General features: G+C 40.5%; 16 protein-coding genes and 2 pseudogenes. 3 read left to right on the top strand and 15 right to left on the bottom strand.

What is annotated here, in order from left to right:
- Positions 1 to 56: 56 nt before the first annotated feature.
- The 5 genes and pseudogenes from AC58UU_RS26910 to AC58UU_RS26890 all read right to left on the bottom strand — a co-directional run bounded on the left by AC58UU_RS26910 (position 57) and on the right by AC58UU_RS26890 (position 6,486).
- Entirely contained in the window at positions 57 to 1,559 is a 1,503-nt protein-coding gene (locus AC58UU_RS26910) for a sensor histidine kinase (RefSeq protein ID WP_497320257.1), read from the bottom strand.
- Positions 1,556 to 2,239: a response regulator transcription factor gene (locus tag AC58UU_RS26905; protein WP_497320256.1), complete on the bottom strand. Its 684-nt coding sequence runs from the start codon at positions 2,237 to 2,239 to the stop codon at positions 1,556 to 1,558. The genes AC58UU_RS26910 and AC58UU_RS26905 overlap by 4 nt, the downstream gene beginning before the upstream one ends.
- 167 nt (positions 2,240 to 2,406) lie before the next feature.
- Positions 2,407 to 3,308: pseudogene (gene galU / locus AC58UU_RS26900) on the bottom strand (UTP--glucose-1-phosphate uridylyltransferase GalU).
- Positions 3,309 to 3,322: 14 nt separating this feature from the next.
- A complete protein-coding gene (locus AC58UU_RS26895; RefSeq protein ID WP_497320254.1) occupies positions 3,323 to 4,291 on the bottom strand; it encodes a glycosyltransferase family 2 protein in 969 nt (322 codons plus the stop codon).
- 29 nt (positions 4,292 to 4,320) lie between these two features.
- Complete coding sequence (locus tag AC58UU_RS26890; RefSeq protein WP_497320252.1) at positions 4,321 to 6,486, bottom strand: ArnT family glycosyltransferase; 2,166 nt, start codon at positions 6,484 to 6,486, stop codon at positions 4,321 to 4,323.
- A gap of 285 nt (positions 6,487 to 6,771) precedes the next feature.
- On the opposite strand from AC58UU_RS26890, the gene AC58UU_RS26885 reads away from it, so the two are divergent.
- From AC58UU_RS26885 to AC58UU_RS26875, 3 genes and pseudogenes are all read left to right on the top strand, one after another.
- The gene (locus AC58UU_RS26885) at positions 6,772 to 7,668 is read left to right on the top strand and encodes an FAD:protein FMN transferase (RefSeq protein WP_497320251.1); all 897 of its coding nucleotides are present in this window, start codon (positions 6,772 to 6,774) and stop codon (positions 7,666 to 7,668) included.
- Between the two features lie 270 nt (positions 7,669 to 7,938).
- A pseudogene (locus AC58UU_RS26880) lies at positions 7,939 to 8,649 on the top strand (aminoacetone oxidase family FAD-binding enzyme); the annotation flags it as partial.
- Positions 8,650 to 9,395: 746 nt separating this feature from the next.
- Positions 9,396 to 9,743, top strand: a complete 348-nt coding sequence (locus AC58UU_RS26875) for a YopX family protein (protein ID WP_497320250.1) — start codon at positions 9,396 to 9,398, stop codon at positions 9,741 to 9,743.
- A 40-nt stretch (positions 9,744 to 9,783) separates the two neighbouring features.
- Here AC58UU_RS26875 and AC58UU_RS26870 read toward each other — a convergent pair whose 3' ends face one another.
- The 10 genes from AC58UU_RS26870 to AC58UU_RS26825 all read right to left on the bottom strand — a co-directional run bounded on the left by AC58UU_RS26870 (position 9,784) and on the right by AC58UU_RS26825 (position 21,771).
- Positions 9,784 to 12,795, bottom strand: coding sequence for a TrlF family AAA-like ATPase (locus tag AC58UU_RS26870; RefSeq protein WP_497320248.1), 3,012 nt, complete (start codon positions 12,793 to 12,795; stop codon positions 9,784 to 9,786).
- A 517-nt stretch (positions 12,796 to 13,312) separates the two neighbouring features.
- Positions 13,313 to 14,101 carry an HNH endonuclease gene (locus AC58UU_RS26865; protein WP_497320246.1) on the bottom strand — a complete coding sequence of 263 codons (789 nt, stop codon included), beginning with the start codon at positions 14,099 to 14,101 and terminating at the stop codon, positions 13,313 to 13,315.
- Positions 14,067 to 15,254, bottom strand: a complete 1,188-nt coding sequence (locus tag AC58UU_RS26860; RefSeq protein ID WP_497320245.1) for an AAA family ATPase — start codon at positions 15,252 to 15,254, stop codon at positions 14,067 to 14,069. Before AC58UU_RS26860 ends, AC58UU_RS26865 begins: the two co-directional genes overlap by 35 nt.
- Before the next feature lie 402 nt (positions 15,255 to 15,656).
- On the bottom strand, positions 15,657 to 16,307 hold the full coding sequence (locus AC58UU_RS26855; RefSeq protein WP_497320244.1) for a hypothetical protein: 651 nt from the start codon (positions 16,305 to 16,307) through the stop codon (positions 15,657 to 15,659).
- Positions 16,308 to 16,449: 142 nt separating this feature from the next.
- Positions 16,450 to 16,620, bottom strand: coding sequence for a hypothetical protein (locus AC58UU_RS26850; protein ID WP_497320243.1), 171 nt, complete (start codon positions 16,618 to 16,620; stop codon positions 16,450 to 16,452).
- Position 16,621: 1 nt separating this feature from the next.
- A complete protein-coding gene (locus tag AC58UU_RS26845) occupies positions 16,622 to 17,761 on the bottom strand; it encodes a hypothetical protein (protein WP_497320241.1) in 1,140 nt (379 codons plus the stop codon).
- A 157-nt stretch (positions 17,762 to 17,918) separates the two neighbouring features.
- Positions 17,919 to 18,158, bottom strand: coding sequence for a DNA recombinase (locus tag AC58UU_RS26840; RefSeq protein WP_497320239.1), 240 nt, complete (start codon positions 18,156 to 18,158; stop codon positions 17,919 to 17,921).
- Positions 18,159 to 18,463: 305 nt separating this feature from the next.
- The gene (locus AC58UU_RS26835; RefSeq protein ID WP_497320238.1) at positions 18,464 to 19,393 is read right to left on the bottom strand and encodes a hypothetical protein; all 930 of its coding nucleotides are present in this window, start codon (positions 19,391 to 19,393) and stop codon (positions 18,464 to 18,466) included.
- A gap of 502 nt (positions 19,394 to 19,895) precedes the next feature.
- Entirely contained in the window at positions 19,896 to 20,666 is a 771-nt protein-coding gene (locus AC58UU_RS26830) for a hypothetical protein (RefSeq protein ID WP_497320236.1), read from the bottom strand.
- Positions 20,667 to 20,826: 160 nt separating this feature from the next.
- Positions 20,827 to 21,771 carry a DUF3895 domain-containing protein gene (locus AC58UU_RS26825; protein WP_497320234.1) on the bottom strand — a complete coding sequence of 315 codons (945 nt, stop codon included), beginning with the start codon at positions 21,769 to 21,771 and terminating at the stop codon, positions 20,827 to 20,829.
- Positions 21,772 to 21,841 lie beyond the last annotated feature (70 nt).

Raw genomic sequence — 21,841 nt, 5'->3', positions numbered from 1 at the left:
TAAAAAATACAAAAAAGCCCTACCCCGACATCACGTCGAGATAAGGCCCTCTCATTCTATGGAAGCAGCAGCACTTTAAATGTACTACCTTCACCTACTGTGCTATAAACCTCAATCGTTCCGCCATGCAGCTCCACAATGGATCGAGTGATGGACAATCCTAACCCTGCACCGCCGCTCCTTCGTGCCCTAGAGGAATCGATTCGATAGAACCGATCAAACAAATGAGGGAGATGCTCAGGTGCAATACCTGGCCCATTGTCATGAACAGCAATTTCCACACCTGCGTCGGTCTTTGCTAACGAAAGCCCTAGTTCACCGTTCAACGGGTGCGTATGCTGAACTGCGTTGTGAAACAAGTTGAGAATGACCTGCTTGATTTTATCGGGATCATATAGACAACGGATCTGGGGCTCCAGCGTAAAAGTAACTTTTCTGCCTCCTGCCAGTAGACGAAGTTGGGGCTCCATCTCATGCAGCATCTCATCGAGCAGACCTTCCGACTTCTGAAAAGATGGCGTGCGATCCAACCGAGCAAGCAGCAGCAGGTCTTCAACTAGCTTATTAATACGCACGGATTCGCCGTGCATGCTCTTCAGCGCTTTCAGCAGTTGCTCCGGTTGTTGATACGCTCCGCGAAGCAGCACTTCCAGAAAGCCATGAATGGAGGTCAGCGGTGTACGAAGCTCGTGCGAGGCATCCGCAGCGAAGCGGCGCATTTGCTCTTTTGCCTCTTTTTCCGCCTCAAAAGAAAACTCCAATCGCTCTAGCATACTATTGAAAGAAGTCGATAACCGGTCAATCTCCACCTGCCCCTGATGCGCAGGGAACCGCTCACCCAGATTACCTGAATCGATTTGTTTTACCGTATCCACCATATTAGAAAGTGGTACCAACGTCCGCCTTAATACGGGCAGAAATCCAAGTAGCCCTACAACCAATGCAGTCATGGACAATAGTAAAAAGGTGAACAACTGACGGAGCAGCAAATCCTTAATCGGTCCTGTACTTGTATTCGCTTGAATAAGTCCTTGTACGCCTTGGGATCTCTCTCGAACTTGATGAAAGACAATCAACTGTTCATTGCCATCCTTATCCTTCATGATTCGGTAGCCCGGCTTCTCTTTCGATTTCAATAATTCCTGATATTCCTCCTTCGTAAGCTGCAACGGGGGGGAACCATTTTCTGAAGACAACTGCTTGTAAGTCCCTTCACTATCGATCAAAGCAAGGGATAAATCAGGAACGAAAATTCGTGGAAACTCTCCACCCGTATTGTCCGAACGGTTACTACCGCTAGATTCTCGTCTGGGCATAAAAGGATTCTGGCCTCGATCCGGAAAGTCCCCTGCTCGCTGCCACGTATTGGGAGGTAACGTCGCAAGCTGGTTGCGAATCGTTTCCGCCTTGTTCTTATACAGAAATTGCTGCATGAAAATATATTGGAATACACCAATCAGCAGCAATAACACAGACATCACCAATAAAGACCGCGATAGTAACTGGAATTTTAGCGAACCGGTAACAAAATGCTCGGCAAACCGGCCCCGCCTTTTCATGTTAAATCCATCCTATAGCCTGCGCCGCGAATCGTGCGGATCAGCTTATGTTCTTTATCGCCTAGCTTATCGCGCAAGGAGCGAATGTACACCTCGACGATGTTCTCTTCGCCTCCAAAATCATAGCCCCACACCTTATCGAGAATCATCGATTTACTTAAAACAAGTCCGTGGTTTATCGACATAAATTTGAGCAGTTCGTATTCCGTTGGGGATAGCTCCAAAACCTTATCATATAAGCTAATTTCTTTACGTCGATCATCCATGCGAAGCGGTCCAATGATCACTTCACCGAACAAATTCGGGAAATGGTTGCGAATTCGTGCATAGATACGGGCAAGCAGCTCCTCAAAGCTGAACGGCTTAATCATATAATCATCGGCCCCAAGCGTAAGTCCCTTGACCCGGTCATCGACTTCATCCTTAGCCGTCAGCATGATAACTGCGACATTTTCTGTCTTCTTAATCATTCGACAAACTTCGAATCCGTCCATCCCCGGCATCATCACATCCAGAATAGCGATATGCGGCTGAAACTTATTGCATGCTGTGATCGCACTAATCCCGTCCTGTGCCGTCATCACTTCAAACCCTTCATTCGTCAAACCTAACTCCAGAAATTCTAGAATATGAGGCTCGTCATCGACAAGCAGAATTTTGATACCTTTTAATTGGCGCATAGTTTAAGTCCCCCCGAAGTTCATTGTACACGTTTTCTACAGTCAGTATCCCATATCCTCCCTAAAAGCAATCTGAGTGGTTGCTGAAAGGTTGCTGAATGTTCAACTTCCAAACAAATAAGCCGGACCCTGTGCGCGGACCCGACTTCTTATCCCTGCCTATTCAGTCACACGACTCGCTTTCGAAGCTTCTCCTTCCCCAATTCTTTCTGCAAAAGGATATCCAGATACGCCAGCAGTTGCGGGCGAAGCTCCTCTCTTTGAAGCCCCAGCTCCACAATCGCCTTCATATATCCGAATTTATCTCCGATATCGTAGCGATCTCCCTTGAGTTCAAGCGCCATCAGTCCTTCCTGCAGACACATCTTGCGCAGAGCGTCCGTCAGCTGATACTCGTTCCCCGCTCCTCGCTCAATCGTTTGCAGACTTCGAATATGGATGGTTTCAAAATGTACCTACCCATAATCGCCATATTTGATGGAGCGTTATTCGGAGAAGGCTTTTCGACCAAGTCGCTAACGTGGTACGTACGATTATGCTGCGCGACTGCCGCGATAATTCCGTATTTGCTCACGTCAGCTTGCGGAACTTGCTGTACACCGACAACCTGCTTGTTCGTTGCTTCAAAAACCTGCATCATCTCCAGTAAAGCGGAAGTCTCGGAATTCATGATGTCATCCCCAAGCAGTACAGCAAAAGGTTCGTCCCCGATAAAAGGCTCGGCACAAAGAATGGCATGACCCAGCCCAAGCGGCTCCTTTTGGCGAATATAATGGATATTAGCCATGTTCGAAATGCTTTGAATTTCGCTCAGCAGCTCCAGCTTCTCTTTCTCAAAAAGCGTCTGCTCCAGCTCGACTGACTTATCAAAATGGTCCTCAATGGACTTTTTATTGCGACCTGTAACGATCAAAATGCTTTCAATTCCAGCCTGTACAGCCTCTTCGACAATGTATTGGATGGCCGGCTTATCAACAATGGGCAGCATTTCTTTGGGCTGTGCTTTTGTCGCTGGTAGTATGCGGGTACCCAATCCCGCTGCTGGTATGACGGCTTTTTTAATTTTCATCTTATACCACTCCTTTATACGATTCTCTTGATTCTTCTTTCTTTTTTCTTCATGCCGTGACAATCGCGAACAATATATAAAGGGCGGCTTTTGGATTCATCGTAAATGCGTCCAGTGTATTCACCGACTAGGCCAAGAATGATCAAGATAAAGCCGCTAAAGAAGAGTTGCATAATGGCAATTCCATTCCAGCCTGCCACAGCGCTTTCTGTGAATAGTTTGAGATAAATGATGACCACTAAGTAAGCCAGGCCCGAAATAGAAAGCATACCTCCGAGATAAGTAGCCAACTTCAATGGTTTGATCGAAAATGAAGTGATTCCGTCCATCGACAGCTTGAGCATTTTCTTTAGTGGATACTTGGTTTCCCCAGCGGCGCGCTCATCTCGCACATATTCGACGGCTGTTTGGCGGAAGCCGACCCAAGAAACAAGGCCGCGGACGAAGCGGTTTTTCTCCGTTAACCGGCTCATTTCGTCGCAAACCTTGCGGTCCATGAGACGGAAATCGCCTGTATCCACAGGGATGACAATATCCGTAGACGCCTGTAAGATGCGGTAGAACAAATGCGCTGTCTGTTTCTTGAAGAAGGTCTCACCCTTGCGCTGCGTACGTTTGGCGTAGACAACGTCATAGCCTTCTTTCCACTTCGCAATCATCTCCAGGATAAGCTCGGGCGGATCTTGGAGATCGGCGTCAATGACGATGACCGCATCTCCGCTTGCATAATCCATGCCCGCTGTAATCGCGATTTGATGACCGAAGTTGCGAGAGAAATTAATGAGTTTAACACGTTCGTCTTTTGCACTGAAGCCTTGGATGATCGCGGCTGAATTGTCGCGACTTCCATCGTTGACAAACAGCAGCTCATATGAAGAGTCGGTTCGATTCATCACTTGCTTCAACCGCTGGTATGTTTCTTGAATAACAGCTTCCTCATTGAACACAGGAATGACAACGGAATAGCGTACATACTCAGTCATAGTGTTTCCTCCTTCATTTTTGCTTGGAATTATAGGGAATCAACATTGATTTCGTAGAGCGTTCCGGAGCCATTCATGCCACCACCCATAGGTCCGCCTTGTCCGTCTCGACCAACTTGACCATCTCGACCTTCACTCATGCCACTATCAATTTCCTGATTTTGGGCTTGCCCATCTTGCGTTGAAACTTGGTCTTGCTCACCTTGCTGCGTTTGTGTAGTTGACTGGTACTCACTCTTCGGAACTTCGGTACTGTGCGCTTTGATCCAAGTCGTTAATTCCGAACTAGTACCGCCGCCGCCAAAACCGCCAGAAGAGAGCAGGAAATATTTAATTTCTTTGTTCTGAACCATTTCTTTCAGCTTATCTACCGTGAGAATCGGGTCAGAGCCTGAGAATCCGCCCATCGCCATCACCGCTTTGCCAGTTTGTATAATATAAGAAGAAGCTTCCGTCGCTCTAGAGACAGCGAACAAGTATGTTTCCCCTGTGTTGTTCTTGGTCACGTAATCTAACAATTGCGTGTTCACGTTGCTCGATCCCCCCATGCGGGAACCACCTATTCCTGAGCCTTGCTTCAAGCTCGGTCCAGCTTCAGGAAGCATGCTGTTTCCACCATAAAGGAGCGGTGTCGCAGCCCAATACAGAGGCGCTGCAAGCAAGACCAACAACCCGAGAATAGCTGTCGAATGAGCGAGTTTCTCTTTCTTAGAAGCGAGCACAAGGATCAGGGCTGCAACGGCTCCGGCCGCGCCTACACCGATTGCCCGTCCTGCGCCAATTTGACCATTATAAGGCGTGATAATGTACAGCTCGAAAGCTGTCGTCACCGCGATTGCTGCGGGTAACAGCCATATTTTCCAATAAGCTTTATCACGGTAAAGGTTCCAAAGCTCAGTCCAACCAGCTCCCACTAAAGCCGAGATCGGTGCGGCCAACATGATCAAATAGTACTGATGGAAAAAGCCTGCAACACTGAAGAACGCCGCTGCTGGGAGCAGCCATGCTAACCAGAATAAAGTTTCAAACTGTTTGACAGTCATCGGTTTTTTTCTGCGAATACCTATTAACAGAGCGAGAACGCCAAAAGCTGCGAAAGGAATGAGCCAGCTAATTTGACCGGAAAGTGCCGATTGAAACAATCGCAGAGGCCCTGCTGTTCCGGTATTGAATGCACCACCGCCACCGTTTCTATCACCTGGGGCTCCGCCGGGTCCACCGCCATCCGGGAATCCTCCGGGACCGCCCTGACCGTCCTGCATCGCGCTGGAACCATCCGTTCTGCTGCCGTTTTGGGTTAAACCATCGCCGCTTGCAGCATTCGTACCATCTTGGGTGCCGCCATCTCCTTGCGGCATTTGGCCACCGTCCGGTCTGGCGCCACCTCCGCCCCCACCTGGTCCTTGATTACCCGTCAAACGGGAAACACCGTTATAGCCAAAGGCAAGCTCCAGCACAGAATTCGTCTGACTGCTTCCCATATAAGGACGTTTGTCCGCCGGGATCGAATCTACGATGACTGCCCATGATAAAGATAGGGCGATAAGTGCAGCCGAAGCGCCTGTAAGTACCTTCAGCTTGCTTTTCCAGTTCACTTTACTTGCGAATAAGTAGAACAAATAGAAAGCCGGAATGACCATGTAGGCTTGAAGCATTTTCATATTAAAAGCCACACCGATCATAGCAAACGCGCCTACAACCCAACCCCACTTGTTGCCGCGAATACCGCGAAACAGCATCCATGTTGCTAGCACGAGCGTGAAAACCAGCATACTATCGACATTATTCGTACGGCTAACCGCCGCGGCGATCGGGGTACAAGCAAAGGCGAGACTGGCCAATCGGGCTGACATTTTGCCAAACGTAGGTTTAATAAGGAAGTACATCAATAGCACCGAACCAACCCCCGCCAACGCTTGAGGCAAAATCACACTCCAACCATGCACCCCGAATACATACGCACTTATCGTCTGAATCCAAAACGTAACCGGCGGCTTATCCACCGTCACATATCCGGCCGGATCGAAGGAAGCAAAGAAAAAGTTATGAAAGCTTTGCAGCATACTCGTTACAGCCGCGGTGTAATACCCATTCACGGTCTGGTCCTGCCAAATGTTAAACATGTTAAGAAAAGCCGCTAATAATGCTATCGCCACGAGAATATAATCGATTTTTCTGCTTTTTGATGTAGTCATCTTTTATTGCACTCCTCTTTACAACTTCGTCGATGGGATCGTCTTCCGTGTCCCTCGTTTACAGGTACAACTTTACCCACCCATGCTGAATTCCAGCTGAATGCGCACTGAGCGTTTCTTGAAAGCATTCTGAGACATTGCTGAATAAGCCAGATCGCAGCTTTCTAGTTCAGCGCCTAGCTTGATTTTTCAGTAATTTTTCAGCTAATTATCAATAGAATCTCAGTTAACGCTTCTATAATAGGTTCATAACCTTCAGGACACGAAAGAAATGAGGATAACCTTATGGAGCGTATCACACAGTACTTGCATCCGTTTCATTTACAAACTATGGAGTCTAATATCGAGATGCTGCTCCACTGTGAAGAGAAAGAAAGTACTCTCATTAAGAAGCTGGCTATCGATTGGTTTCGAAGTGTGGAAAAGCGTTTCAGCCCTTTTCTCGCCGACAGTGAAATCAGTCTTCTGAATACATTAGCCGGTGAAAATTGTATGGTTTCTACTACGATGTTAGAGGTGCTTTTTCTTGCTGAGGCTTATCAAAAAAAAACCGCGGGGAACTATAACCCTCTCCTACAAAAAGGGACGTCAATGGGCCCTGGAAAAGCTTCTGCCTCATTAGAGTGGGAAATAGATCCGGCTATGAAATCAATTAAGCTTCCCAGTCATTCAAACATCGATTTAAGAGGGATAGAAAAAAGCTGGTCCATTAAACGGCTAGCTGAATATATGCAGAAGAGCATGTCGCTCGATCAAGGCCTCATCTTAGCTGGAGGGGATATCACAGTATGGGGACGCGGCTCTACGAATCTTGACCCTTGGGTCATTGGCATCCAAAACCCTTGGAATGCGAACGCCAAACTAGGCGCCATCGCCATGCCGGAGGGCTCCCTGTCCACTTACAGTCCATTTGAGGATAAAATGTCCACCCCCGGCAGCGATGTCGTCCAGTGCACCGTTGCTGGCCAAGATATGGTTGAGTGCCAAGTGTGGGCAAGAATACTGTGTAAACTCGGCGTCGAGGAAGGGTTTGCCTTGCTTGCCAAGCGCACCTCCGTTTGCGAAGCTATTGTGCTCTCCACGAACCAGGAGCTGCACTACTTTGGTAAAGAAGCATCTCTGAATAGAAGATGGCTGGACATGCACATTGACCATTATCACTTTCAGGACATGGTGTCCTGAGGTATTACGATTAAACACAAGTCATAGCCATTACTTTTTTCGATTTCGCCCTTTGTCCACATTTAGTTACACTTTACCCACAGAACCCTTACAATTTATTCACAAAATAATCTGTTTTATCAACATGTTATCCACAACCTGTGTGCATCTTTACTGTATTTCCTGTTAAAACTCATATAATCCGAGATCTGACTGTCCTCCTACTTTGAACTAGACACGCCTTGCATGCTATGATGGTGTCAAAATATGCGATGTAGGGGCTTTATTCGGATGACATATGATGTAATTGTAATTGGCGGCGGTTCCGCTGGGCTCATGGCCAGCATTGCCGCGAGTATGGATGGCGCGAAGGTGCTTTTGGTGGATAAAGGGGACAAGCTGGGGCGTAAGCTCGGGATATCCGGCGGCGGCAGATGCAACGTAACGAACAACAAAGATATGGATGAATTGATCAAGCATATTCCAGGCAACGGGCGCTTCCTATATAGTGCTTTAACTCATTTCAGCAACAAGGATATCATTGATTTCTTTGAAAATCTCGGCATCCGCCTGAAGGAAGAAGACAACGGTCGAATGTTTCCCATCAGCGACAAGGCCAAAACCGTCGTAGACGCGTTGATCGGCCAAGTTCGCAGGCAAGGTGTTGAGATCCGGACGAATAGTCCGGTCAAACAGGTCTTATACAAGGACGGCAGCGTCCAAGGCGTTCGTCTGCATTCCGGCGAAACGATGAACAGCAAAGCTGTCATCATTGCTTCCGGCGGATGCTCTGTCCCGCATACCGGCTCGACAGGAGACGGTTATGCTTGGGCCGAAGCTGGTGGGCACACCATCACGCAGTTGTTCCCGACCGAGGTGCCTTTAACCTCGAAGGAAGCTTTTATCCGCAGCCGTGAGCTGCAAGGACTTTCCTTGCGGGACGTGACACTCAGCGTGTGGAACGCCAAAGGGAAGTCGATCATTTCACATCGCGGCGATATGTTCAGATGAATCACCCACATGCATAAGTGCATAGATTGAAATCCCCAGTAAAATAAACTCCTTTCAGGGATATTTTATTTTTATTTTACATTCACCCTTCTTTGCATAAGAAAAGAGAGATTTTGAAGGTGTAAGTAATGTTAAATAAAGCACTAAAACGTTCTTTTTCAACATCTTCTACTTTCATATAATTCTCTTCGCCTACGCGTTAAGGGCTTCATTTAGGAGCTATCTCCGATAGAGTTAGCAATGACTATTTCATTTCGGTATTGCCTAAAAAAAAAATTCCCCAGTTAAGAGTTGCAAGAGCATCAATGAACGTGAGCCAAATAGCATTACTAGTTAGAACGAAAGATAGGAAAAGCCAACTAATAAGCATTAAGCCGATCTTTAATATAGGAAATAGTTACTTTCTTAAAATACCTTTAGCTTGCTGATATAGAAAAATTCCCAGTCCTCATGCGGACTGGGTTTTGTGTTGTCTAGAAATTGTAGACGGATTGTAGACATTAGAATATTTTGATCTTCTCTAATGGTATTTTGAATGTGGTATCAAACACACACACATCGAATTAGGGAGATAACGTTTATAACGGCAATATCGTGGTCGTAAAAATACATTCACCTTACTTGAATACATAAGTTACTTGTCTAGGAATGGTAAGTTTTAACTCCCTCATTGCTGGCGAAACTATTATCATCACCGAGATAGTAGTTGAATACCTTTTATTATGGAGGGATAAACGATGAGGGAGTTTAAACTTAGGGCAGTAGATGAGTTTGATAAAAAGCTTTATCCTGTGTCTTCGATCGATTTCAAAAACAAAAAAGTATCAGTCCTTTTCAGAGGATCATTAGAAAACACTTATGATTTTGAGGACCTCCAGATGGTCCAATCAACAGAATTATTTGATATCAATAGGAACGAAGTGTATGAGGCTGATATATTGTCTAATGGCGTAAAGACATTTAGTGTAAGTTATGACACAAAGAAAGGTCGATACTTTGGGATTAATATAAATAATTATGAGCGGGTACCATTAGATGTGCTTCTGAAGCAACAATATTTAGTAATTGGAAATCAATATTTATAAAGGGGGAGGTCACTTTATGAGGCCCCCTTTTACACCTACATTAAAACAATGAATATTTTGATTGTCTGTTTGAAAAAGCGGGTTTTGTTCCTTCAAGGATGTCAACAATAGACCTGTTAATTTCAATATTTTCAATCGAACCTGATTTATAACTTATACGATTGTTATTAATTTTATCAATTTTCGCATGAATTATTTGTTCAGCGTCGCATACAACCGCTAAGTTAGGATTGTGAGTGACCATTATTATTTGCCTTCTCTTCTTTGCTTCTTTTATGCAAGGCACTAGCATTTTAAAGACCGACTGGTTATCTAGATTTTCTTCTGGCTGATCAATTACCAACGGTATATCATCATTATCAACTAACAAGTAAAAAATTAATAATAAGGCTCCTTTTTCACCTGGAGATAACTTAGATATTTCTTTCTCTCCGAGCTTTAAGCTATATAAGGGCTTTAAATATTCTAATGAAAATAAGTATTGATAGAAGTTTATAGGCGTAGCATTTTTCTTGAGCTGCGCTTCAATATTTGTCAAATCAGGTTGACTAGAATCATTGGTTAAACTTACTAATATCTTTTCGATAAAGGCCACCACAGAGTCGGTCTTATTAAAATCCGTCTCCTCAATAATAGATTTTAATAATTTCCGCCCTTCTTCTGAGCCATAGAATTTTCCTCTTACACCTTGATTTATCTTCTCTAAAATTCCTTCTAGTACTGAGCTAGCATCAATCGAGACTTCAAACTTTAATTCAAAGTCGGAATCAGTTAATGCATGTTTATCAATGAAATTTTGGACTGGTTTGTACAAATCCGAATATATTTTTGAGATCTTCATTATTTCAATAAATATTTCTTTGGTCTTTATCAATCTTACTTCTTTAAGTTTTCTGATTTCATCAATTAGCTTGGTTTTGAGATATGTAATATCTTCTTTGATTTTTGTTGCCTCATCAAAAATTTCTTTCTTTTTATCTTCCCAATCAGAAAGTGATTTCTTGTATAGATGATAATTCTGAGTCGGCTCATCTAATTTGTTTTGATGTTCTTTAATCTTAAGCTCAATTTCTTCTCTTTTCTTATATAAGCTGGCTGCACCGTCATTTGCCAATTCACTTGAAAGCTGTTTATCTTTAATATTATAGTCAGAATTAATTTGATGTAAATTTGTTAAATTAACGTTAAGAGTAATGATACTGTTAATATCTATACCTAATGAGCTCAATTCATCAGAGGAGTTCTCAAGAAAAAATGAATACTGCTTCTCAAAATTATTTATTTTTTCTTCTAGCCGCCGCGCTAACGCTAATTTATCTTTTATATCGGTATGTTCAGTCTTTTTTAATTCTATAGTTGTATTCAATTGATGCTGGTTTCTTTTAAACTCGTCAAGTAGAATCGACAATCCTAATAACTCACCATTAAGATCTGTGTTAGCATCAGGTGCAAACACTTCAGTGGGTTTCATTTTTATATGTGCTTCATAGTCCTGTTCTTTGCTTTTGAGAAGTTCTTCATTTGCTGAGAGATGATTAGTAGTAGCTTTTTTTTCAAGAGAAATTATCTGTTCATTGTTAAGTAGTAGTTGATCCGAAAGTATTCTTATCGATTCCAGTATAGTTTGGCTTTTGAACTGAATTAATTCATTGAGTGAGGATTTCTGATGTTTTTCTTTCTCATCCACATGTGAATAGATTACTTTTTTCAATTCATTTTCAAACTTATCATCCTCGACATTACATAATTTCTCCAAAAATTGTTGTGGTAAGTATTTCACTTTTTCTAAAATATGCTCTTTTGGATTTTCGTCTAATGCGATATTTTCTCTAACATCGTTTTCCCATTCAATTATTGCCTCAAAATTTTTTGCCAGGTTTCCTTGTCTAAATCGTCCTTTGGCAAGAAAAGAGAATTCATTAGTATTTTTCGTTCCTCCAGCAAGACCGATGATATCTGCTATAGCACTTTTGCCATTTCCTTTGTTACCAATAACTGCGACTAAATCTTGATTTAATTGGATTGTAGTTGTATCAAACCAGCCATTAGTGTCGTTCTTTTTGTTAATTGTAATTGATTTAATAAATTTACCCTTATTGTTTAGAACAGAATGAAGTTTAGGTGGGAGTTGGCCTACGTAAACTCGTTCTTCCCACTCATTTAAAACCTGTTTCAAGCCTTGAAAAGAAGTATCAGCTTTAAGCCAGGTAAAACATTTACCAAGTCTGTCTTTTTCTAGGGAAGAAGAATTGTAATGAGCATCACTACAATCCAATAGTTGATCATTAACTCCTGCATCTTTAAGTGAAGTAATTGCTTTATAATAATCTTCTTCAGAATATGATGAAACAAAGACTAGATCCACTCCATTGATGATGTCTTTTTTGTCAGCAATGGACCCCTCGTTCCACTTGATATCCGCCCACTCAGTTTTACCGACAGCAGTGATGTATTTGCCCTTAAAGTGATGTTGTTGTAGAGTCTCAAGAATTTTATCTTTGTCTAAATTGAGATTATTAAAGCCTTCTTCTAAGTCGCTTTTATAGTGAACTAGTTGATCCTCTGGTACAGTTGATTTGATCATTTGCCCAAGCTGAGTGAGTGAGCTTCTGTTTACAACTGAGTTCCACTGTATTTGATTGTCCCTTGCCTGAGGAGAAAGTTCGTATTTACTAGTTAAAGCGTTTAAAAAACACTGCTCAATTATGTCGGGATCAACTTGATCAGAAAAGATAATATGAAAATTCACACGACTTAGTTTGTTTTTTGTTCCCCCGAATTTGTTAAGTCTCAGTTCTACAACTGGTAATAGTAAATCAATATTTTTCAACCGACCATTATCCTTGTATTGTTTTACTTTGCGGTATCCATCAATAAAAATGTAATCGTTGATACCAAGAACTTTAATTTCTGAAGGTAGCTTTTCTAAATCGCTTATATAATTTTCCCATATCTCGTCTTCATTTGTGCCACTGAAATGTTTTATTATTGAAAGTGGAGTATGGACATGTAAATCCCATTTTGCCCACATTGAACCTTTCTCGTAATTCACGTTTAAATGCCTCCTCAAGAACTATACTTATTAGAAAATAGTTCGACAAAAAAGCGCGTTTTTCCTTCTTTTGGTTGTTTTTTTTACCAAACTATCCCAAATAAAACAAGATAATTAGACCAATAGACCTATTCTGTCGAATAAGCTCTTGTATAATTAGTTTAGAAATACTCAGGTGACGTAGAATCTAGCCCATTTAAGTCAATTACTCCCATCAACTTTTTCAGAAAATATCATTATTTCCATAACAACAAGATGCTCAAGAGCGGAGCACTTGAGCATCTTGTTGAACTTATAGTGATTCAAAAGGCTACTTTTCACTGACGATATCTGCTCATCACCTTAATAAACAAGAGGAACTGCCTTAAAACAAACACCTATACTATACGAAGTCCCATTAACCAAAATATCCCTTATAGCCACCAAAATAGGTATCGATTCAAGGTCAATCTATTCTTTGTTACAACCTCACTCTCTGGACCAAAGAAATAAATCTACTAAGCTTTTCACAATATTACTAATTAGTGTGTGCAAGTGCATTTCGAAGAGGCAATGCATTATTAGAAACAATCTCAAATAAAGATATTAATTCATCATCCATTACCCCTTTTTGAATCATTAAATCATTCAGATCTTTTTTTCTTGGATAAGCTAGCAATATAGAAGCTACAGTCGCACTATACTCACAGTTCGGCATTGCGTTAATTAGAACGTTCTTTATTTTTCTTTTCAATGAACGCTCCTTACGGATCTCTCCTTTACTTGGGTCGTATTCGGAAAGTAATACATGAAATTCTTTAACTTCCCTTATTACCGCACGACTAATTCTGAATCGTGTCAAGTTCAAACCTGTTTGATCATTTAGATCGAGAACGTATTCTGTGTTTTCTCCCAATGAATCCGAACCGAGTATGCTAAATTCGTACACACAAAAGTTTAGGTGTCTTTTGGGATTGTGCAAAGTTGGATTAATGATTGGGGAAGTCTTAGTATCATGATTCCCTTTTTTTGTATTACACCGACCACAGACTGGGAGCAAATTATTCCAGTCAACAACCTCATCTTCGTACAATGATTTGGGATAATAGTGTTCGACTTGCATGAACTTTCCCTCCTCATTCAACAAGCACTCACAATAAACACATTTTGAGTTTGACATGTAAATTAGTGGTTCTGTTATAAATCGTTGTCTCCACACTGAATCTTCTTTACCAATATTTTTACTCCTTTTATATCTTTCAGTTAACTCTCTTTTTTTCTCTATTGTTAATTCAGCTGGACAGGAAGGACGTGTAATTTGAATCATTGTCTGCCTCCTCCCATATTGACATTTCTCCAGATTGTACGCTTAATAATTTTATTAGGGGATTGTTTGGATGAATCATCTCTTTTAATATTAAATAATGCTTCTTCATTTCATCTCGCCTTCCGCTTCTTCTTGCCTCGTTATAAAGATTAAGTGTTTCAACAAAATGGTCCGACATTGAGTTCTTCAACCCCATAACCTCTGTCAAGATCTCCTCTACAGTCCAACCTTGGTATCCAAATTCATGACTGACTGAAGGAATACTTCTAGTATGGATATACCCATATTGATCAGAAGAGAGTGCTATTATTTCTTGATAATTAGCTGACTGTATTATATGAGGGCTATGTGTAGTAACTATTATTTGAGCACCAGGAATCAACCATTTTAATATTTTTATTATTTTACTTTGCCACTCAGGATGCAAATGTAAATCAAGTTCATCAATAAGAACTGTTCCATCAAAGTCTCGCACAAAATTATTTTGAATTGATTCAACTGATTTCACAATTCCAAGCAAAATACTAAGGCATGAAATATATCCCGATGAAAGCTCTTCAAACTTAATTTCCCCTCGTTTTGTTTCTACGTACAGTTCAAAGTTTCGATTAATTGTACTGTAACCTTTACTATCCAAAGGGGGTAATTCCTCTACCCTACTAAAAGACACATCCGAATCCAAACTATGAAACAATTCTTTAATCAAGCTCACATTATGATATTTTGATCTTGAAATATCTCCTGAATAAAAATTATAAAAAAACCATTTCTTAATACTATTTAATCTACTTTGTGCAAACATCCCTCTACTTGGATTTCTACTTTCGACATTGAAATAAATAAATTCTTTATTTTTTAAATAGTCTCCATGGGGTTCATTGTAGTCATAGGAATATGGGATTTTAAAATTTGACTCATATTGTCTATAGTCATCCAGATAACCTATTTCCCAACTGCCTTTCTCCCAGCGACCTCCGGTACTTAACCTTGATGATTTCCTTAGTCCTTTAACTGACGCATTGAGGCAATTTAATATTGTTGATTTCCCAATTCCATTTGGACCACTTATGATATTTACTCCAGGGTTAAAGTTCATAAATAACTCGTCTATTCCATTAATACCTCTAATAATTAGATGATCAAATTTAAACAACTCTATACCTCCATATTTCTGAACTGATATCCTTCGCCGCGATTAATTCATTATCAAGGGTTTAAACAAGAATTTCTTAGGGAGCTATCTGAGATGACTTAAACTAAGAAATACTTGCTACTTTATTAGTAAAAATTCGACAAATAGAGCCATTACCCTCCATATTTATCCATATATTTTTTTTCGTTATTCTGCAGTTTAAGTCATCAAATCCCCAACTAACTCTGTGGTAGAAAATCTATTAATAAAGATACATTTAGACGATTTAAGTTATTAATCCTGTTCAATATCATAATGACAAAAAGAACAAAAACAAAAAAAAGTCTCATAGACTGAGACTCGACATTCGAATAAATGGTGGAAGTATGGACAAAGCAAATCAAAACACTATTGTCTCTATGACTAGTCCATATTGCTTCTGAGAATATTCCGGTACTCTGCCATTCTATCATCTGCGAACTGTTGCTGATCACTTAGCATTCCGTCAACACCGCCAAAGAAAAAATCTAGCTCGTCCATACATTCCTTCAAGGCCACAAAATCAATTCGTTCCTCATCTTCAAACATTGGATTATATGCCTTATCTATAGGATATCGGAATCTCATTGAAGCAATATCTTTTTTGTGGAATTGCATTATGTAATCTTGAACAGCTAGAAGTGTAACGTCTTTACTATTTACTCCAGCTGCATCCGCGATAATGGGTTTCACCTTATCCCACATGGTTTGTAAATTGTGACTTGCTTTGCCACTTGTCTCAATTTTATCAGACATTGGTTCACTACCGTACTTTAAATACAATGACTTCATCGAAAGTTCTAGAAACTGTCGGTATAGAAAAACAATGGGGTAAATGTATGAATCCAGAACGTCGATCTTTCCAGAATCCAATGCGCTTTCTACAAGCTCGTCAGCTGCACGTTTGTATCCCTCAATATATCCATTGAATTGACTTTGAATATCTCCAGATCCGATGTGTGCATACTCTCTATATTGTTTGCCTGTCCGAAAAATTTGCTTTCCTTTTGTCGGATTACCTCTGCTAAAATCCATGTTAACTTCCTCCTTTAATACGTTCCTTATAATCTATACGCAAAACGTTAGTTCAGGTTTTACTTCACAGCAAAATACATAATTTAAAGGCTGCCAGGAATTACATTACATTTTAATTTTACAAATAAAAAAGGCAACAGCCTCAGCTGCTCCCTTTATTATTTCCGCAGGTCTTCCATAATAGTTGATACTGGACCTCCCAATTCAACCAGTGATACACGTCCGCCGGTTCACTCACATCCAACGGCTGTGTTTCAATGAAAAAGTGGCCCTCCAGGTCAAAGACCGAAGCCGCAGATCCGTAGCTTGCCAACCTATTCTCCTGGAAAGAAACCTTTAAACCAACCCACTAAATTACCAGACTGGGATTTTACGAATTCCTTCAAAGCTGTTGTCCCGATGCTTTCCATAAGCGTCCGTAACCGGCCCTTAACTTTTTCAGCATCCGGACTATCGGAATTAAGTTGACGTTCGAGAACCTTTAAATCAGATTCAGCAGTTTCTTTATCATCATTCTCAATCTCCAGCATCGGTATTCCGGATCTGATCTTAGTTAGCAATTGTTTCAGTTCGTCCACCGGCATGGACATCTGAGTTTGATTATTTACGTAAGTTTGAGTACTCATATGCCCCACCTGCGCGTTTGGTGAGTTTGTAACATTGATGTTCGTGACTGATGCAGCAGACGGCGTTTGCGCGACCGGGTTCGTTAACAATTTTTGTTCGAGAGCTTTAATTCCATCGTGAGTGATCGACATCCCCCCCCCCAAGGTCACATTCTTCAAATATCCTTCATTATTAAGATATTCCGAAATTCGATTAGTTTCCAATCGAGGCAACCCTAGAGCTTGTCCAACCTCATCAATACTAACTATCTTTTTTGAAGAACCTTCTGTAATATCGAACAAAGTCTGAAGAAACTGTTCTCTGATTTTCTGCATGTCGTGCAATTGAATAACCCCTTTCTTTTCTATAAACACCATAGTTTTAGCATAATCCCTTGCTTTTTTCGTCAAACTTACTTTGCATGGAATCGCCGATGTGTACCCAGTTATATAATCTTCTCTAACCAGTTCCGAAAGAATACGTGATTTATTATTTTCTTTTTCCGATCCTGAGCAATAAAGAGTAGGATAATCTTTCACTTCTAGATAAACCTCACGACTCCCCTTTTCAGAGAGTTGATACAAGTTTAGAAGAACCAGATTTAAAGCATCGTCCCATTCCGGATAGGCTGCTTCCATCTGGTTCTTTGTCCGATGGTTTAATTCAGCTGTTGCTAATCTAGCAACAATTGTGATCGGTTCATATCCGAACAAACTCATCCTTCTAACATAGGCAGATGATTTATAAGCGTCCGGAACTGGTTCATCTTTGTATTCATCTTGATCCCTACCGTAGTCATACGTTGCAGGATCCGTGATATTGTAAATACCACATGTCGGGCAGTTCATATGGTAAGTAGTTCCGATAATATCCCCAACTGCCCTGTTGCATTTACATAGAAAACACTGCACTGATACCCTCCTCCATCCAATGTAAATCATATTACTAAATATTTCCTAATGAAAATCGTCGTATTAATAATACTAATGAAAGGATTGTTTGATTTCAAGATGTAGTCTCAAGTTCTTTTATTCGACGATAAAAAGTATTAGGCTTCATATCCAATTGCTTCATTGCTTCTACTGCTGTAATGCTTCTTGACTTCCATCTATCATAAATCCTAATGAATTGATCATTGATACTTTTTTGGGGTCTTCCGAACTTCACACCTTTATCTTGTGCTACTACTATTCCTTCTGCCTGACGTTGCTTGCTCTTCTTGGGTTTTAATTGTTGATTTAACATAGGCAGAACCCTCCACTATGACCTTAGCATGGAGCTTTCTTTAATTGGTATATGGAAACAGTGTGGTCTGGGGTCTTTGAGAATTATTGTTAATAAAGTATTAATGTTCAGTTATAATAAAGTAGACTGGGATTCCAGGAATCCCAGTCATATTAGTCATCAAAATTTTAATAAAAAGCATTATCCTCCCAGTATGAAGAACCCAATAAAAAACAATCTTTCCTTCATCCGAACGATTATCTTTTCCAATAACGGTTTTTCTACCATTCCAATGTCCACTACAAGGTACCAGACATAGCAGTTCATCATTTTTGGGATGAGTAAGAAGTAGCTTCATCTATCCCAGCACCCAAGAAATAACAATCCTCTGTGCCCTCAGGATTATCCATGGATAGCATTAGAAGCACCGCAATAGACTCCGGAAGTTCCAACTCGGATTCCATTGCCTTCTCTATATCTTCGAAGACTAGCCTTTTCAGTAAATCATTATACGGATGTTCATCTTCGTATAACTCCTTCAGATGCTGCGGCAACACTAAGTCAAAGAAGAACATCTTCCGGTAACCATCATATTCCTTGAATTTGGCCGAGTCCGTTCGGATCTTCTCATTCATCTTGCCAACGATATCACTTCCGATATAGATAAAACTGTTTATGTCCAAAGCCTTAGCAAAATTCACAATGAACCGCTGCTTCTCATTGTTGGAAGTCATAATCAAACTGACGACTTTGGCCTTGCTTAAGTCCCCATGTTGCTCCGATTGTTCCCGAGCGGCGTCCTTGCGGAACAACTGGTTCCGGCTCTCTTCCTCCGTTTCCTTGTTCAGCCGGATATCCACATATTTGTTGGAATATATGGAATTACCACCTTCATTTATATATTCATCCAAGAATGCCTCAATGCTGTTCCATTTTGGTTGCAGCCCTTTTTTGATCTTCAGGTACACAGTATGCTGGGCGTCCCCGAATTTCCCCGTGATCATCTCGATCATCCGGTATACATTCTCTTCCTCAGCCTTCTTCCCCAAGACGATCTTCTTTGCTTCCACCGCCCACTCGGACGATGCAGTCCGCAGGATCAAGTCGATTTCTTTGCCTCTGTCCTTCTTTGCCAAGTATTCTTCTTCCTTATCCGGGCAGGTGTACATGATAACAGATTCATTCAAGAATTCCTCGATATACGGGATAATCTCGCATTCTTTATGCTCACAGACATCATATTGGCCACAGCTCACATACCGCACCTCTCTCTTTTCTATTTCATCCAGAATTCTTCAGTATCTTACAATTCCCTTTATAAATTTAGTCTCTTAACAAAAAAAAACTTTATTATTTATTTTACGGACAACAGTTCTATACAATCTTATGTAGATACTTGCAAACTACGCCTTCTAAACCATGATGACAAATGAGTTTAAAAAAATCCGTTGTGCTACCCTGTATTGGCCGAACAACGCGGGTTTCATAAGAAATAGCACGATCCAATTTCCGCTAAAATTGAAATTTGGAAGATTCTTTTTAATATCCTTTTCATTCCACAATAAAGAATACTCCTACTTGCCAACCACCACGATCCACGCCTATATTTCTTGAATCATTGCCAAAACACCGGGTACTCACAGTTGTGTGAATCTGCAAGACGGATGCAATATGCCCAGTTGAACAAGTAACTTCCCTGTTCGTTTAGGCTTTTTAGTGGGTGGTGAGGTTCCTGGCCTAAGTTGCTTGGCAACCTCTTTATTGACTCTCAATGTAAGATTTCACTTTATTAAGTAACCAAATATTTTTATCAATAATTTTCTTATCTAAATCATCACTTGGGTTTAAACCTATCATGTTATTATTTACTTTTTCTAATATTGAATCTACATTATCTTTAAAAGTTTGTAATAACATAAAGTTAATGCAGTATTGTCCATCTGTTGCATCTTCTATTAAAAAAGAACTTTTCAAATGTTGTAACATGTAAGGATAGTCTTTTTTATCTTTATATGGTGTTGGAATTAGTTTTTGATTCATAAGTTCTGGATCAACAATTATCCTCGGATAAATCGCAGATTTACTTTCCAGTAAATAGGCTTTTATAAATGCTGGGCCGAAACAGATATTATTTTCATGACATATCGGTCCCCAAGTAATACCGCCTCTCATTAGAATACCTTGATTTAAAAATTTAGCTTGGATGAAAGATAATAAACTAAATAAATGCATAAGATTGTTGTAATTTGGCAACTCAATGTCGTACTTTTTTGGAAATATTATGTCAGTACTCAAAATAATACTATCAGAGAATTGTGTATAATTAATCTTGAGACTTTTCACTTTAAATTGATTATATCTCTCCGCAAAATCTGATAAATCATTTTCCTTATCTATAAATGCTTCAATTTCCTTTAGTACATTTAACAAAAGTTCTGATTTAGTGCTATCAGTTTCACTTGCTAATACAAGATTTGAAAATCCTAAAATATCAATGAAAGCAACTAATTTGTCTTTATAAACACTCACATTTTTCACAATCCTTTGCTATGTAATTACGAATACACAGAATAACCCTGCCCCTCTAATCTTTCCTCCACTGTGCAAGTATGTTAGTTTTTCCCTTAGTTAATTCAAACGGCCATTTGTTATCCATACATTCTTTATTTTGGACCATGGAAATCCATTCCTAAAAAACCCATTCATAAACGCGGTCAGTTTGATCAATCGATGTAATTTTACACTTACCACCTTTAATAAAAGACTCTATGTACCAGCAAACTGGAACGTAAATTTTGGGCTTATTCGTAATAAACCTTTCATCACGGGTCAATTTATCTCTAATAAGGAGCTCGCAGATGATTCTAGCGCTCTGAACACCGCTATTAAGGTAAGACAAGATAGCTTCTTTAATCGAACCTGATAGTTCTTCTACTGTACTTTCAGACTCATGCTGTTTATCATAGGTAAACAAATCAACATCCTGCTTTTTCTCGATCTTTTTTTTAACAGGCGGTACCGTCAATCGTGTTTTAAACGGCTCTGGCGCCCTGAATTGACTACTTTGGGACTCAGCAATCAATCTCCTTACTCGAGCAATCTGTCTGTTCAACAATGGCAGCTGCAGCTCTAAATGTTGTTTGATGTCAGAGGGTACATCTATGAGTTTAGGCAAAGCAGCTAATATGTTAGGATCAAGGTCCAATTGCTCATCGACCTTAAGTAATATTTCATCCATTTCTAAATCGATTTTAGAGAACCCACTACGAATTTCCACGACTGTCTTCGCATCTATGCCAGTATGCAGTTCTAAGTGATCAATCCCAAATTTACGTTCTTCTCCACTTTGTTTATTAAGAACGTGGTATTGGTACCGTAGAGATCTTCCGCATTCACATTTTAGATCAGCTGAGACACTTCCGCCATCAACATACCCAATAAGAATCCAGGAATCTACCAGATGCTCAATATCTTCATATGAAGCATTTTCTGGTACATTCAACCCCTTTTGAGAAGCAATGATATTTGCGAAAACAGTCCTTCTCCCCCTTTTCAATCCATCTTTCAAGAAAAGGATTTGCTCCTTAGATAAAGTGGCCAAAATACTATCTCTTTCTTCTTCTGTAAGTTTCAAACAATCAGCTCCTTCGAATTCCTGCTTGTCTATGCATTCCACATACGGAGTTAAATCCCCTCCATAATTC

Source organism: Paenibacillus sp. JT22N1 (assembly GCF_059692155.1).
This window is presented reverse-complemented; position numbering and strand designations above follow the sequence as displayed.